Origin of the sequence: Polynucleobacter sp., from assembly GCF_040400325.1 — a bacterium.
Taxonomy (GTDB): Bacteria; Pseudomonadota; Gammaproteobacteria; order Burkholderiales; family Burkholderiaceae; genus Polynucleobacter.
On record NZ_JBBAQK010000001.1, the window covers coordinates 43,291 to 56,489 of the forward strand.

Annotated in this window: 12 protein-coding genes; 6 read left to right on the forward strand and 6 right to left on the reverse strand. The window is 43.8% G+C overall.

Features of this window, described 5'->3' with window-relative positions; all coding sequences use genetic code 11:
- Positions 1 to 2: 2 nt before the first annotated feature.
- Positions 3 to 764 (reverse strand): SDR family oxidoreductase, encoded by a 762-nt coding sequence (locus ABWP14_RS00255; protein WP_353200976.1) that lies wholly within the window; start codon positions 762 to 764, stop codon positions 3 to 5.
- Positions 765 to 877: 113 nt separating this feature from the next.
- On the opposite strand from ABWP14_RS00255, the gene ABWP14_RS00260 reads away from it, so the two are divergent.
- From ABWP14_RS00260 to ABWP14_RS00270, 3 genes are read left to right on the forward strand one after another with little or no spacing between them, the layout of a single operon-like run.
- Positions 878 to 2,179, forward strand: coding sequence for a TAXI family TRAP transporter solute-binding subunit (locus tag ABWP14_RS00260; protein WP_353200977.1), 1,302 nt, complete (start codon positions 878 to 880; stop codon positions 2,177 to 2,179).
- Between the two features lie 13 nt (positions 2,180 to 2,192).
- Positions 2,193 to 3,161 (forward strand): Bug family tripartite tricarboxylate transporter substrate binding protein, encoded by a 969-nt coding sequence (locus ABWP14_RS00265; RefSeq protein ID WP_353200978.1) that lies wholly within the window; start codon positions 2,193 to 2,195, stop codon positions 3,159 to 3,161.
- A gap of 20 nt (positions 3,162 to 3,181) precedes the next feature.
- Complete coding sequence (locus tag ABWP14_RS00270) at positions 3,182 to 3,934, forward strand: 2OG-Fe dioxygenase family protein (RefSeq protein ID WP_353200979.1); 753 nt, start codon at positions 3,182 to 3,184, stop codon at positions 3,932 to 3,934.
- Positions 3,935 to 3,940: 6 nt separating this feature from the next.
- On the opposite strand, the gene ABWP14_RS00275 is transcribed toward ABWP14_RS00270, so the two are convergent.
- A complete protein-coding gene (locus ABWP14_RS00275; protein WP_353200980.1) occupies positions 3,941 to 4,924 on the reverse strand; it encodes a Bug family tripartite tricarboxylate transporter substrate binding protein in 984 nt (327 codons plus the stop codon).
- A 117-nt stretch (positions 4,925 to 5,041) separates the two neighbouring features.
- On the opposite strand from ABWP14_RS00275, the gene ABWP14_RS00280 reads away from it, so the two are divergent.
- Positions 5,042 to 6,244 (forward strand): MFS transporter, encoded by a 1,203-nt coding sequence (locus ABWP14_RS00280; RefSeq protein WP_353200981.1) that lies wholly within the window; start codon positions 5,042 to 5,044, stop codon positions 6,242 to 6,244.
- Between the two features lie 87 nt (positions 6,245 to 6,331).
- Here ABWP14_RS00280 and ABWP14_RS00285 read toward each other — a convergent pair whose 3' ends face one another.
- Positions 6,332 to 6,733 carry a DUF2177 family protein gene (locus ABWP14_RS00285; RefSeq protein WP_353200982.1) on the reverse strand — a complete coding sequence of 134 codons (402 nt, stop codon included), beginning with the start codon at positions 6,731 to 6,733 and terminating at the stop codon, positions 6,332 to 6,334.
- Between the two features lie 89 nt (positions 6,734 to 6,822).
- Here ABWP14_RS00285 and ABWP14_RS00290 point away from each other — a divergent pair, with 89 nt between their 5' ends.
- The gene (locus tag ABWP14_RS00290; protein ID WP_353200983.1) at positions 6,823 to 7,263 is read left to right on the forward strand and encodes a universal stress protein; all 441 of its coding nucleotides are present in this window, start codon (positions 6,823 to 6,825) and stop codon (positions 7,261 to 7,263) included.
- Positions 7,264 to 7,336: 73 nt separating this feature from the next.
- Here ABWP14_RS00290 and ABWP14_RS00295 read toward each other — a convergent pair whose 3' ends face one another.
- Positions 7,337 to 8,767: a M23 family metallopeptidase gene (locus ABWP14_RS00295; protein WP_353200984.1), complete on the reverse strand. Its 1,431-nt coding sequence runs from the start codon at positions 8,765 to 8,767 to the stop codon at positions 7,337 to 7,339.
- 175 nt (positions 8,768 to 8,942) lie between these two features.
- On the opposite strand from ABWP14_RS00295, the gene ABWP14_RS00300 reads away from it, so the two are divergent.
- Entirely contained in the window at positions 8,943 to 10,076 is a 1,134-nt protein-coding gene (locus ABWP14_RS00300; protein WP_353200985.1) for a mandelate racemase/muconate lactonizing enzyme family protein, read from the forward strand.
- 59 nt (positions 10,077 to 10,135) lie between these two features.
- Here ABWP14_RS00300 and ABWP14_RS00305 read toward each other — a convergent pair whose 3' ends face one another.
- Together ABWP14_RS00305 and ABWP14_RS00310 are read right to left on the reverse strand one after the other, a co-directional pair.
- The gene (locus tag ABWP14_RS00305) at positions 10,136 to 12,151 is read right to left on the reverse strand and encodes a TRAP transporter permease (RefSeq protein WP_353200986.1); all 2,016 of its coding nucleotides are present in this window, start codon (positions 12,149 to 12,151) and stop codon (positions 10,136 to 10,138) included.
- A gap of 76 nt (positions 12,152 to 12,227) precedes the next feature.
- Positions 12,228 to 13,178, reverse strand: a complete 951-nt coding sequence (locus tag ABWP14_RS00310) for a TAXI family TRAP transporter solute-binding subunit (protein WP_353200987.1) — start codon at positions 13,176 to 13,178, stop codon at positions 12,228 to 12,230.
- Between the last annotated feature and the right edge of the window lie 21 nt (positions 13,179 to 13,199).

Here is a 13,199-nt window from a genome sequence, read left to right on the forward strand (position 1 = left end):
TTTTAGCCACGACCAACAAATGGCATCTTTGAAGCCATAATGGTCATTGATAAGATGTTGCTCTCTAAGGGGAGCTGTGCCATGTGAAGTACTGCTTCACCGACATGGGCAACATCCATTCGTGGCTCAACCTTAATTGATTGATCGGCCTGCATAATGCCATTCGCCATGCGTTCTGTCATCTCAGTTGCAGCATTACCAATATCGATTTGACCGCAAGTAATATTAAATGGACGACCATCTAATGTAATTGCTTTTGTTAAGCCGCTAATCGCATGCTTAGTAGAGGTGTAGGGTGCAGACATTGGTCTTGGTGCATGTGCTGAAATCGAGCCATTATTGATAATTCTGCCACCTTGGGGTGATTGCGCCTTCATCATCCGAATCGCTTCTTGTGAACATAAGAAAGCACCACAAAGATTGGCGTTCACTACATTCATCCATTGCTCATAAGTAATGTCTTCCATGGGAATAGCAGGGGCGCCCATGCCAGCATTGTTAAACAGGACATCAATTCGAGAAAATTTAGCTTTTAGAGCAGCAAATAAGGCTTTGACTTCTTCAGGTTTACCTACATCGCAAGCAACTGCCAGACAGTTATTTTCATTGCCACCAATATCGGCTATCGCCTTTTGGAGTCGCTCTAGATTGCGACCGGTGAGGACAACATTAAATCCCCCTTGAAGGAGTGATTTAGCGGCAGCTTTTCCGATGCCGGTGCCGGCGCCAGTAACAAGTGCTATTTTTGCTTGGCTTGTATTCATGATGTTCTCTAGCAGTTCTTAAAGGCCTTATCTTAGCTTGATTTATTTACTGGAATTGAATTTTTATCAAATTCTGAGCTCGGGGCATAATGCAAAAATGAATCGAGATAGTCATGCAATCCCTTAAAAAACACCTATATAACCCTTGGGCTATTGCCCTCAGTTTTCTATCCCTCCTAGCCATTCTCTTTGCAGTGTTGTGGATCTTGATCCCACCCCTCCCTAAGACAATTGAGATGGCTACAGGCTTTCCTACGGGGCTCTATTACCAATTTGGAGAGCGTTTAAAGGCAGACCTCAGCAAGGAGCGTGTTGAGCTTCAGGTGAAGGTCACGGGCGGTACATTAGATAACTTGGCATTATTAAGCGACTCTAAGTCAGGGGTGAGCTTTGCCATGGTCCAAGGTGGTGTGGCTGATATCAGCAAATACCCCAATTTAGTTTCAGTTGCTGGGATGTTTTATGAGCCTATCTGGGTCTGGTATCGCGAGCCTGCCTTTAAAGGTGATGGCGGTCCGTTACGAGTATTAAGTCAGCTAAAAGGCAAGCGTGTATCTATTGGTAATGAAGGGAGCGGCACCTTAGTATTGAGTCAGACTTTATTAAAGTTGAGCGGGATATCAGAAAGCGAAATTTATGCTGAAAAGCTAAAGCCTGATGAGGCTGTGAAAAAACTAACTAGTGGACAGCTTGACGCAGTATTTTTGGTGGCCGCAGCTGAAGCACCCATCTTGCAGCAGTTCTTCGCTATACCTGGTATTCGCTTAATGAGTCTTGACCAAGCGGATGCTTATGCTCGCAACTTACCTTACCTATCTAAGGTATCGGTCCCCAGGGGATTATTGAGTATTGAATATGATTTACCGCGTCTAGATATTCAGGTACTTGCCGCCACGGCCACTCTGGTCGCTCATGACTCTATTAGCCCTGCTATGGTATCTCTCATCCTCGGAGCTTCCTACGATGTTTTGAAATCCTATTCTCGTCTGCAAAAAGCAGGTGAATTCCCATCAAGTACAGGCTTAGATTTTCCTTTGCAGATCGATGCCGAGATTTATCTTAAGGATGGCCCATCATTGCTCCATCAGCATCTTCCCTTCTGGACCGCAGTTTGGGTGGGGCGCTTAATGAAGATCCTGATACCTTTATTGGTTATATTGATCCCTATTTTTTCCTATCTTCCAGCGGCAAATAACTTACTGTTACGGTTAAAGTTAGCGCGAGTTTATGAAGAGCTCAAGGTAATTGACAAGAATGCGCATAATCTAGATCTGCGAGAGAAGAATTTTAGAGATCTTGAGGCGATTGAGAAACGTGTAGAAAATATCAAGGTATCGAGGTTAGACGCTAAAGAATTGTATGACTTGAAGGGTCATGTTGGAGACGTACGTAACCGCTTAAATCAGCTGAAATAAAGGGTATTAAAAAATGAAAAATAAACTCTATCAATATTTAATGGGAACTATATTGGGATTATTAGCAATGCAGCTTGCTGCTCAACCCTATCCTAATAAACCAATTTCTCTAGTGGTACCTCAGGCTGCTGGTGGAACGAATGACATTGTTGCTCGCATGGTAGCTCCTGCATTTGGTGAGGCGATTGGTGCCTCTGTTGTAGTTGAGAATCGGCCTGGTGCTGGCGGAAATATCGGCACACAAGGCGTAGCACGCGCTGCGAAAGATGGCTATACCTTGTTGCTGACGATCAATAGTGCTCAAGCGATTAACCCGGCACTTTATAAAAATCCGGGATTTGATCCTATTAATGATTTTGTACCCCTGTATTACATCGGTGCTACACCTTATGTTTTAGTTACGCCACCAGGAGCACCTTATAAAACATTGGCAGATGTAGTGGCTGCCGCTAAGAAAAAACCAGGTGAGCTGTCATATGCATCTGCTGGTAATGGCACTATCAGTCATTTGCTAGGTGCCATGCTCAACACTAGTGCTGGCATTGAAATGCAGCATATTCCATATAAGGGCGTTGCCCCTGCTATCAATGATGTTTTAGGTGGTCAAGTGCCTCTAGCTTTTGCTAGTCTTCCATCAGCTTTGAATTACATCAAAGCGGGTAAATTACAAGCGATTGCGATTAGCTCTGCCAAGCGCTCTAGTATTGCTCCAGAAATCCCCACTATCGCAGAAACATACCCTGATTGTGTTGGTGAAGTATGGGTAGCCATTTTTGCTCCCATGGGAGTTAGCGCTGAGGTGATCATGAAAGATCAGGCTGCAATGGAGAAAGTGATGGCACGGTCTGATGTCAGGGAGAGGCTGATTGCTCAAGGATTAGATTTAAGTCCTGTGCCCACTAATCGATTAGCTGCTTTGCTCAAAGACGAGCTAGCCAAGTGGGTGAAAATTGTGAAAGCCTCGGGCGCCCAGCTTGATTAAGCTTTACCATTAGTAACTCTATGACTATTTCGCCGCTCAATCCTCCTTTAACTTCTGCAAAAGAACTGGTTCATGGCTTACGTGAGAATGGCTACGTAGTAGCTTCGGCAGAAACTGTCGCTGAGCTGGCTCATGTCCCTTTGACAAACTTGCAAGACTTAACTCAATATTGGGAAGGTCTCCCCCGTGATCCATATCTAAAAGATGGTGGTCGTTATCGTTTTCGACGCCATGCCAGTTATGAGATACAAAAAGGTGGGCTTACCTTAGTGCCTCATCGTGCGCATTGGCAATCGGTTAATTACAACGCCTTACATGGCGGAATTGAGCGTTGGTTCGAGCCGATTCAAAATCAATTAATAGATAGTACTGCTTGGCAATCACTCTTACTTGGTTTAGGACAGATGTTAAGTGCTCTAAAGCCAGTCAATACTTGGTTTATAGAGGCGCACCAATTTCGGATTGATACTACGGATGGTATTGGTCGACCAACCCCTGAGGGAGCTCATCGAGATGGTGTTGATTTCGTAGCAGTTTTTTTACTAGATCGACTTGGCATCAAAGGCGGAGAAACGAGAATATTTGATGCCCAAGGATCAGCTGGCTTACGATTTACTCTCACTCAGCCTTGGTCCTTATTGCTGATGAATGATGAGAAGATGATTCACGAGTCCACACCCATTCAGCCGAGCGAGAATTATGGTTATCGCGATACATTGGTCTTAACGTATCGCTCAAATGGCTTTCAGGATTCCCCTAAGCGAAGTCAGTAATAAGGCTTATTCTGGCTCCATGCCAGCTTCTTTAATAGCCTTGGCCCATTTTGCTGTTTCTAGTTTAATTTTCTGACCTAATGCCTCTGGTGTGCCGGGTTGTGATTCAAAACCCATCGCAGAAAAACGCTCAACTAAGTCTTTAGATTTAGCGGCATCATTTATGGCCTTATTCAGTCTTATTACAGCATCATTAGGCATGCCTGCTGGTCCAAAGGCGGCAAAAAATGCGATTAACTCATAACCCTTGATACCAAGAGCTTCGTTAACAGTTGGTAATTCAGGGATAGCAGGCGAACGCTTCAATGAAGTCACTGCAAGCCCACGGATTTTGCCAGCTTGCACCTGTGGCAATGTCACGGCAAAGTCGGCGGTAAACATATTGATTTGGCCGCCAATGAGATCGGTCATGGCATTTGGACCGCTCTTATAAGAAACACCTGTCATTTTGATGCCAGCAACACTGGAGAGCATTTCTGAAGAAACGCGTTGTGAAGTACTGGCATAGCCAAAGGTAATTTTTCCTGGATCTGCTTTTGCAAGAGAAACAAATCCGTTGAGCGATTTTGCTGGTACATCATTATTGATGGCAACGATTAAAGGGACTGAGCCAAAATAGCCAATAGGAGTAAATGCAGTGTCTTGGTTATAAGGAAGATTTTTCACTAAGCTCTTTAATGCAGCGTTAGTACTATTAGTTCCAAAGAGCAGGGTATATCCATCGGCTGGTGCCTTTGCAACCAAGTCTGCACCAATCATGCCATTAGCTCCAGGGCGATTTTCAATCACCACTGGTTGCCCTAAAGATTCAGTCATTTTTGCCGCAAAGGCTCGTCCAATTTGATCTGTTGCGCTACCAGCAGCAAAGGGAACAATCGCTTTGATTGGCTTTGAGGGGTAGTTGTCTGCAAAGACGAGTGTGCTGCTAATGGCTAGCATTAGACCTGCACAGGACAAACTAAAGCGTTTTAAGAGGGTGTTGGTTTTCATAGTGTCTCCTGCTGTTTTTCATAGTGTAGCGGGTTTGGCCCTCTTGGGGCGAGTAGAATGACTTCACGTTTTCACTGAGTCTTTATGCGCTTTCGATCAGCTAGCTATACCCCTCTTATGCTTCTTGCACAAACCTGTGCTTTATTGGGTTTTGCTTGCTACGCAGTAGTTTTAACCACCTTGCAAGAAGAGTGGCGCTTATCAAACCTCGAGTCAGGTTTGATAGCTAGTGCTTTTTTCCTTGGATATATGCTCGCAGTACCTCTAGCAACTGCGCTGACTGATCGAGTAGATGCTCGTAAGGTGTATTTAGTGGGAGGTCTTTCCGCTACTCTTGGTCTTCTAGGCATGGCCTTTTTTGCTTTTAATTTTTGGACTGCCCTGATTTTTATGGCCATTAATGGCGCTGGTCTTGCTGGCACTTATATGCCGGGACTCAAAATCTTGTCTGATCGTATTCAGACTGGTGAGTTAACTAGGCACATTGCTTTTTATACAGCTTTCTTTGGTATTGGAACTGGTTTTTCTTATCTCTGTTCTGGTTGGATCTTAAGTGCACTTGGTTGGCAGTATGTGTTTGGCATTATTGCGCTTGGTCCTTTTAGTGCTTTTTTAATTGTGCTCTTATTGATTCCGCCTTTGCAACATGAGAAGTGGAAAGGTCCTATCAATATTCGCCTGCATGATATTTTTCCAGTCAATAAATGGAAATTAGTTTTACAAGATAAAAATGCATCTGGATTTATTTTTGGTTACACCGTGCACTCTTTGGAGTTATTTGCCTCAAGAAGTTGGCTGGTTGCTTTTTTTGCTTTTTGTACTGCAGTGACAGGTGAAACTTTCTTATTAGCTGCAACGACTCTAGCTGGCATTATTACTTTCTTTGGTGTTCCTTCATCTATTCTCGGTAATGAAATCGCACTTCGTATTGGTCGGCAAAAATGGATTTGTATAGTGATGGTGACGAGTGCAGTTTTGGGGATTGCCTTAGCCTGTTCTACAGGCCAATCTTGGTGGTTGATCTTTGCTTTAGCCGTTGGGCATGCCATTTTTATCATGGCTGATTCTTCTACTTTGACTGCAGGCCTAGTGCTCAGTGCCAAAGAAAATATCAAAGGTGCTGCGATGGGGCTACACTCTCTTATGGGCTTTGGTGGGGGTTTATTAGGCCCAGCGATTTTTGGTTTGATGTTGGATATTTCTGGATCGCGCGAATCCCAATCCTCTTGGATCTGGGCATATGCTTCGGTGGTGATTTGGGGCATCCTGTTTGTTATTTATGAACGTCGAAATGGTTGGGGTAGTAAAACAAGTAGATGAAATATAGCCTCGTTTGTTATCACTGCTCTGGCGCCATACTGCCTAGTTAGCTGATTGAGGCGGCTCTGGTGGTGTCATGCAGTCTATCTAGGAGAAGCGACTTCCAATCCAATAAGTAAATCCAGCAGTAACTGAAGTTACTGCGCTACCCCAAGCAATATCAATAAAAGCGAGTCTAGTAGGAAAGTCGCGAACCACGGCTAAATTGGTGAGGTCGTAGGTCATGTAACAAAAAAACCCAAACAATGCACCATATTGCACTGCATATACCCACGATTGTTTTGAGAGCGCGGGGGCAATCACAAAAATAGTCACTCCGATGGCATATAGAAGATAAAAGGCAAGACCAGCGATCAATTTGGGTTCAGTCGCCATCAGACTCCCCATTTCTTGCTGGTAAAGGTTCTTGGCTACAACTAGGAGCCAGATTAAATCAATGGCTACTAGCGTAATCAGAAACGAAAAATAGATAGTTAAATACTTGGTCATTTTATTTATCCTTTGGAGCTTTAATGCATTAAAAATAAGTATTATGATGTAATCAGTAGACAAGCAGTTCAATTTAAAGGGAGTCGGATATGTTTAAGCATTTATTGGTACCGGTAGATGGTTCAGATGTAAGCAAGAAAGCCCTCAAGGAAGTCGCAAAGCTTGCCAATGCAGATAAAGCGGCAGTGACATTAGCATATGTCTCTGATCCGCTTCCGCCTATGGTGTACTCCGATAGCACCATGGGTTATGGAGTGTCTCAAAAAGACCACCAGAAGGTTTGTGCTGCCTATGCAGAGGATGTGTTTAAAAATGCAGCTAAAGCGCTAGGGCCAGGTATTAAGGCCAAATCCTTGCATGTTTCTAATACCAATCTATCCGCTGGCATTTTGGACGCTGCAAAAAAAGCGAAAGCGGATGTCATTGTGATGGCATCGCATAAGCGCACTGGTATCAAAGGAATATTACTTGGTAGCGAGACGCATGAAGTGATTGTGCATGCTACTTTGCCAGTTTTAGTGCTGGGTTAAGTTCTTATTGCAATAGTGAAAAGGGTCCACTAGGACCCTTTTTTTGTCGCCAAAGTTTTGAAGATGAAGATGATTATTTGACTGGGCTGCCAAATAATAAGATCTCTCGAGTGAGTTGGCCGCTCTCATTGTCACGCATTGACCATAAATCTAGCTGTGTTTTAGCAGCATAAGGATCTATATAGATACCATTCTTTCTTAATTCAAAATGAAGATGTGGACCTGTTGATCTGCCAGTAGATCCAACATAGCCAATTTCAAAGCCACGACGTACTTCATTGCCTAGTTGAAGCTCTACGTTGTAGTTACTCAAGTGTGCATAGTAGGTATGGTAATTTCCGGGATGCTCAATTACAATCAGGTTCCCGAATGCGCCGTTAAAGCCAAGGTGAACAATCTTACCGTTTGCCACGCTGAAAACAGGAGTGCCAGTAGGCGCTGCATAGTCAATACCCATATGAGCGCGGTAGCTTTGCTTTGGTGGTGCAGCCTGTACTGCTGGGGTATTTTTATTTGGACGTTTACTAGAGGCTTTCACACTACCAACTCCACGGGAGATGCGACGATAACTTAATGGGTTGGTCCAAAAGGAACGTTCAAGCGATTCACCACTACCAGTAAAGAATCCACCAGGTATATCGCTGCGCTCAACCCAGAATGCGCTTGCGAATACTTCTTTCTCGGAAGGATCAATAATTTCTACAGCCCAAATTTGCGCCCAACGCTCACGATCGCCAAAGTCTACAATTAAACGTACTAGGCTATTGGTATTTTCAAGCGAATTATTTTCTTCAGGATAGATTTGTTTAATGATGGAATTGAGTTCCCAAACTAACTCTACTGGAAGCCTATCGTTTATTTTAGAAGGGTCATATAAAACTTCTCGCAAGGGAATGCGGATTTCGCTGAGATTTTTAGATTCGTTGATAAGATAATCTTGTTGCACTAAAAATCCACCAAACGCAGACGGTGTAAATGTCCATACTTCCGTTTTGGCATCCTGAATAGGGCCATTCATAATGCTCAGTGAATTAAAGCGATTACGAGTACCAAATGCAACTACATAGGGAATACAGTCACCACGCATGCGATCGAAGAATGTTTTTGTTTGGTTCTTGAAAAATTCAAAAAAAGCCCGATTATCAATTCCGATGTTGGCTGGAAGATTATTTTCATTAAGGTTTCTTCTAAGGCAGCCTTGACTGATGCGGTAGTCAAGATTACCTGCGCTATCAAGAATGAGTTCATTTGGATCTTTGCGCTGAAAAAGTGCTGGATCGAGGGCGTTCGATTTTGTTTTACTGCTTCCCGCAGTATCTTTTAAGCCCCGTTGCTCAGAACTTTGAATAATGACTTTTTGACGGGTTTGAGAATCTTTTTGATTTTGCTTGGTCTGAGCTTGAGCTTGTGGCGCTAACCCTAATGTCAGGACTATAAGGATGTAGCTTAATAAGGGGAGTACCCACACAAAAGCTCGGGTGGATTGAGATACTTTTCTATTCACAGCAACATTATCTAATAATGTGAGCCCCAACCCTGATATTGATGTTGTGGTGCAACAAATAGCTGAAGTTCATTGAATATTCTCCAAATGTGAGACCTTGTATCTAAAGGTAGTAAGCGCATTCCTCTTCAAGTGATAATAATCGATACGATATTTTTTTCATTAAGGAGTTCGGATGCCCATTATTGAGTCTATACAGGTTGCTGCAGTGGCTGTGCCTTTGGATAAAGTCACTTCATTTTCTACTCGCACTGTATCGGAGCGCCACTATTGCTTAGTGAAGGTACGTAGTAAAGACGGACATGAAGGAATCGGTTTTTGCTATGTCGGTAGCGCAGGAGGTGATATTGCTAAAGTTGCTGTGGAGCAATTATTAGCACCCAAATTGATTGGTCAAAATAGCCATCGCAGCGAGGGGCTTTGGATGGATATGTATAACGAATCCATCCTGCAGGGGCGTGCAGGATCTGTAATGCGTGGCATTTCTATTTTAGATACAGCGCTCTGGGATTTAAACGCTCGTTCAGTGGGATTGCCTTTGCATCAGTATTTAGGGTCAGTGGTAGATGATCGTGTACCAGCATATGCCAGTGGCGGTTACTACCTTGATGGAAAAACGCCTGCTAAGTTAGGCAAGGAGATGGAGTCCTACGTTAAGCTGGGTTTTAAAGCTGTCAAAATGAAAGTGGGGCGCTTATCTCCATCCGAGGAAGAGGCACGAGTGAAGGCTGCCCGCAAAGCAATTGGTGAAGATATTTTATTAACTTTAGATGCCAATAATGCATGGCGTGATTTACCTACCGCTTTAGAGTATGTACGGCGCTTTGAGGCCTATAACCCATACTGGATAGAAGAGCCCTTTTCACCAGATGCGATTGATTTACATGCAGCTCTAGCACGACAAACCAAGATTAACGTTGCTACCGGTGAGATGGAGGCAGGCCGCTGGCGCTTTAGAGAGTTGATTGATGCAGGTGGTGCTGCAATTTTGCAATCAGATGCTGCAGTATGCGGTGGTATTACAGAATGGCGCCGGATCTCTGCTTATGCAGACTTAAAGGGTGTAATCGTTTGCCCACATTGGATGCACGATTTACATGCGCCACTAGTAGCTGCTACCCCGAATGCTCGTTTTGTAGAGTTCTTTTTAGATGATCAGGTATTGAATTTCCGTAGGTTAATTAATAAACAATTGACCTTTAAGAATGGCGACCTGATCTTACATAAAACACCAGGGCTCGGATTTGAATTTGATGATACTGCGGTGAAAAAGTATGCGGGTAAATCTGCCTGGACTAAAATTGCTTGATAGAACTTGAAGATTAATCCTTGTGAATAAAGCCCGCTACTGCGGGCTTTATTCATAGTTTAGGAAGAAGATCGGGGGTGGAGTTTAAAGTGAGTAAAGATTTGGGTGACGAGTACCAAAGCAAATCCAATGAAGCCAATCAGATCAGCCTCTGTTGAGGGATAAGCTAAAGCTACCCCAGAGATCACCATAATGACGCGCTCAAACACTTTGGTTTTTTCAATAAACCATCCCTGTAAGCCGCCAGCCAAACAAATGATGCCAATTACAGCAGTAAACGATATCCATGCAATCTGCGACCAATCTGCTTGCTCTAAAGCGCTGGTCGAGCCCATCAAGAGCAAGCTCACGCCTGACTTATCAAGGACAAACATAAATGGCACCAAAATTGCTGGAGCAACGTATTTCCAAGTTTGTAGAGTAGTTTTATAGGGATTGCCTTTACAAATTGCGGCTGCAGCAAATGGTGATAAGGCCGTTGGTGGCGATACCTCTGACAGTACGGCGTAATAGAAGATAAACATATGCGCGGCAAATGCAGGCACACCTAAGTTAATCAGTGCCGGTGCGGCGATTACAGCGCAAATAATATAAGAAGCAGTTACCGGCACTGCGAGGCCGACGATCCAGACAATCAATGCTGTAAAAATAGCAGTCAGTAGCAATGAGCCACCCGCATATTGAATCACGATCGAGCTAAATTTCAGACCAAGGCCGGTAAGGGTTACGGTGCCAACAATCAGACCTGCACCTGCACACGTTGCTGCAATCGCTAACACTCCCGTAGAGCCAGACGAGAGTGCCTTCACTAAATTGGATTGATAAAGACCAGAAAGAATAGGTTCTTTTCCTTTAAACCATGCCCAGGGAATGATTGCAGTATCTTTGCGCAACATACTAGAAAGTGCAGAAACAACGGTTGCCCAAAAGACTGACATCACTGGTGAGAAGCCCATCATCATGAACACCACGATGGAGATTAAAGAGAAAAAATGAAACCAATATTTTTTAGTTAACTGCCAGGCACTTTCTACTGATGGAAAATGAATATTTTTCATGCCGTACTTACGCACGTCGATTTCAACCATGACAAATAAGCCAAGGTAGAACAAAATCGTGGGAATGGTTGCCATGAGCAACACATCTAAATAGGAGATTTTGAGGAAGTCAGCAATTAGGAAGGCAGCAGCACCCAATACCGGTGGCGAGATAATGGCACCAAGTCCACCTGCAGCCAAAAGACCACCTGCAGCATTTTTTTCGTAACCTACCTTTTTAAGCATCGGTGCGGCAACAGAGCCGACCGTAACAGTAGTTGCAACACCCGATCCTGATGGGCCACCCATCAAGAATGAAGACAAGACAATCGTTCTGCCTACCCCAGATGATTTGCCGCCCATCGCAGCAAAAGAGAAGTCAATGAAGAATTTTCCTGCGCCAGTAAATTGCAAAAAGGCACCAAAGATGGTGAAAAGAATAATCAGAGTTGCAGAGACGTCGACTGCAGTGCCGTAGATGCCTTCAAGACTCATATACATATAACCCACTAGCCGATCTAAGTCGTAGCCTTTGTGAGTCCATGGGGCGGGAAGATAATTACCAAAGAAGGCATATAGCAAGAAAAGTACCGTAACCGTAACGAGTACCATGCCATTGGTTCTCCTCACACCCTCTAGGATGATCAGGATAAGAGCAATACCCACCATTACGTCAGTAGAATTTGGGGCAGTATTTCTGTCCATCAGGTCATCGCCACCGGCCAGAATGTAATAGGCGATCGCAACTGAGCCTATGGCAAATAAAACATCCCAAAACATTAATTTGTTTTTAAAACGAGCAGCAACCGGAAAACTGAGGAACACTAAAAATAAGACTAGCGCAACGTGAATAACTCTGAGCTGATGGGTTGGAACGATCGAGTAGGCTGCATACAAATGAAACAATGACATGCCCACTGCCACCAGCGTGATGAATATAGCCAGTAGACCCTTGTAGTTATTTGAGTCGCCCTCTTCCTGCTTAATGAAGGCGTCTAATTTTTCTTGGGTTTCGTTGTCAATCACATTTTGATTCATGTCTGAACCTATCTTTATTTATATTTATGTACCGCATTAAAGCAGAAGGGGTGAGATTAACTCACCCCGATATGGCTTAATTTACCTTAATACCTTTTTCTTTAAAGTACTTTAAAGCGCCTGGATGATAGGCAATCGGTGAGGCATTCGATTTTTGGTTCTCTAACTTGATATTTCTGTATTCAGCATGTGAGCGTACAAGTTCAAGCTGATTATCAAAAATAGCTTTAACTATTTTATAAGCCTCTGCATCAGACATAGAGGCATTCACAACCAAAAGATTGGCAACTGCTGCAACTTTGTTATCTTTTTCCATGCCGCTATAAGTTTGCTTGGTAATCTCGGATGGGAAGTAAAGATTGCCATATTTTTTATTCATGGCAGGAACTTCAGCAGCAGTATCCACCATCACGATTTTCATGCTGGGACTGTTTGCTAAATCAGTAACGGCTGCAGTTGGCAAGCCACCTACCCAAAAGAAGGCATCAATCTTACGATCCTTTACTGCGTTGACAGATTCTGCAACGCTCAAGCGCTCACGCTTGACATCTTTATCCTTATCTAGGCCTGCAGCCTCTAGCAAGCGAAAGGCCATGACTTCGGTGGCACTTCCTGGTGAGCCTGTACTTACGCGCTTACCTTTTAAATCTTTCATGGTCTTAATGCCACTAGATTCGACGGTAGCAACGTGCATGAGGTTTGGATACAGTATGAGTAAGTTTCGTAAATCTACTGGCTTGTCCTTGAACTTATCCTCACCATCTTTAGCATCTTTAGCAGCATCAGCCATTGAGAAACCAACGTAAGGTTTACCAGTGCCAACGAGCTTTAAGTTATCAACTGAACCACCTGTCACTTCAGCAGTCGCTGACATTCCTGGAACATGCTTGGATAAGACTGAGGCTAGGCCACCACCCATTGGGTAGTAGACACCCCCTGTACCACCGGTTGCGATCGAGATATTTTGTGCTTGCGCATTTGCCCATAAAAAACTGAGCGATAGTACGACGATTTTTAATAACTTCATTATTGTCTCCTCTATATATTT

Bases quoted from the DNA above. Each gene is read 5' to 3' on its own strand.
- ABWP14_RS00255 (WP_353200976.1), bottom strand. From the start codon at position 764: ATGAATACAAGCCAAGCAAAAATAGCACTTGTTACTGGCGCCGGCACC.
- ABWP14_RS00260 (WP_353200977.1), top strand. From the start codon at position 878: ATGCAATCCCTTAAAAAACACCTATATAACCCTTGGGCTATTGCCCTC.
- ABWP14_RS00265 (WP_353200978.1), top strand. From the start codon at position 2,193: ATGAAAAATAAACTCTATCAATATTTAATGGGAACTATATTGGGATTA.
- ABWP14_RS00270 (WP_353200979.1), top strand. From the start codon at position 3,182: ATGACTATTTCGCCGCTCAATCCTCCTTTAACTTCTGCAAAAGAACTG.
- ABWP14_RS00275 (WP_353200980.1), bottom strand. From the start codon at position 4,924: ATGAAAACCAACACCCTCTTAAAACGCTTTAGTTTGTCCTGTGCAGGT.
- ABWP14_RS00280 (WP_353200981.1), top strand. From the start codon at position 5,042: ATGCTTCTTGCACAAACCTGTGCTTTATTGGGTTTTGCTTGCTACGCA.
- ABWP14_RS00285 (WP_353200982.1), bottom strand. From the start codon at position 6,733: ATGACCAAGTATTTAACTATCTATTTTTCGTTTCTGATTACGCTAGTA.
- ABWP14_RS00290 (WP_353200983.1), top strand. From the start codon at position 6,823: ATGTTTAAGCATTTATTGGTACCGGTAGATGGTTCAGATGTAAGCAAG.
- ABWP14_RS00300 (WP_353200985.1), top strand. From the start codon at position 8,943: ATGCCCATTATTGAGTCTATACAGGTTGCTGCAGTGGCTGTGCCTTTG.
- ABWP14_RS00305 (WP_353200986.1), bottom strand. From the start codon at position 12,151: ATGAATCAAAATGTGATTGACAACGAAACCCAAGAAAAATTAGACGCC.
- ABWP14_RS00310 (WP_353200987.1), bottom strand. From the start codon at position 13,178: ATGAAGTTATTAAAAATCGTCGTACTATCGCTCAGTTTTTTATGGGCA.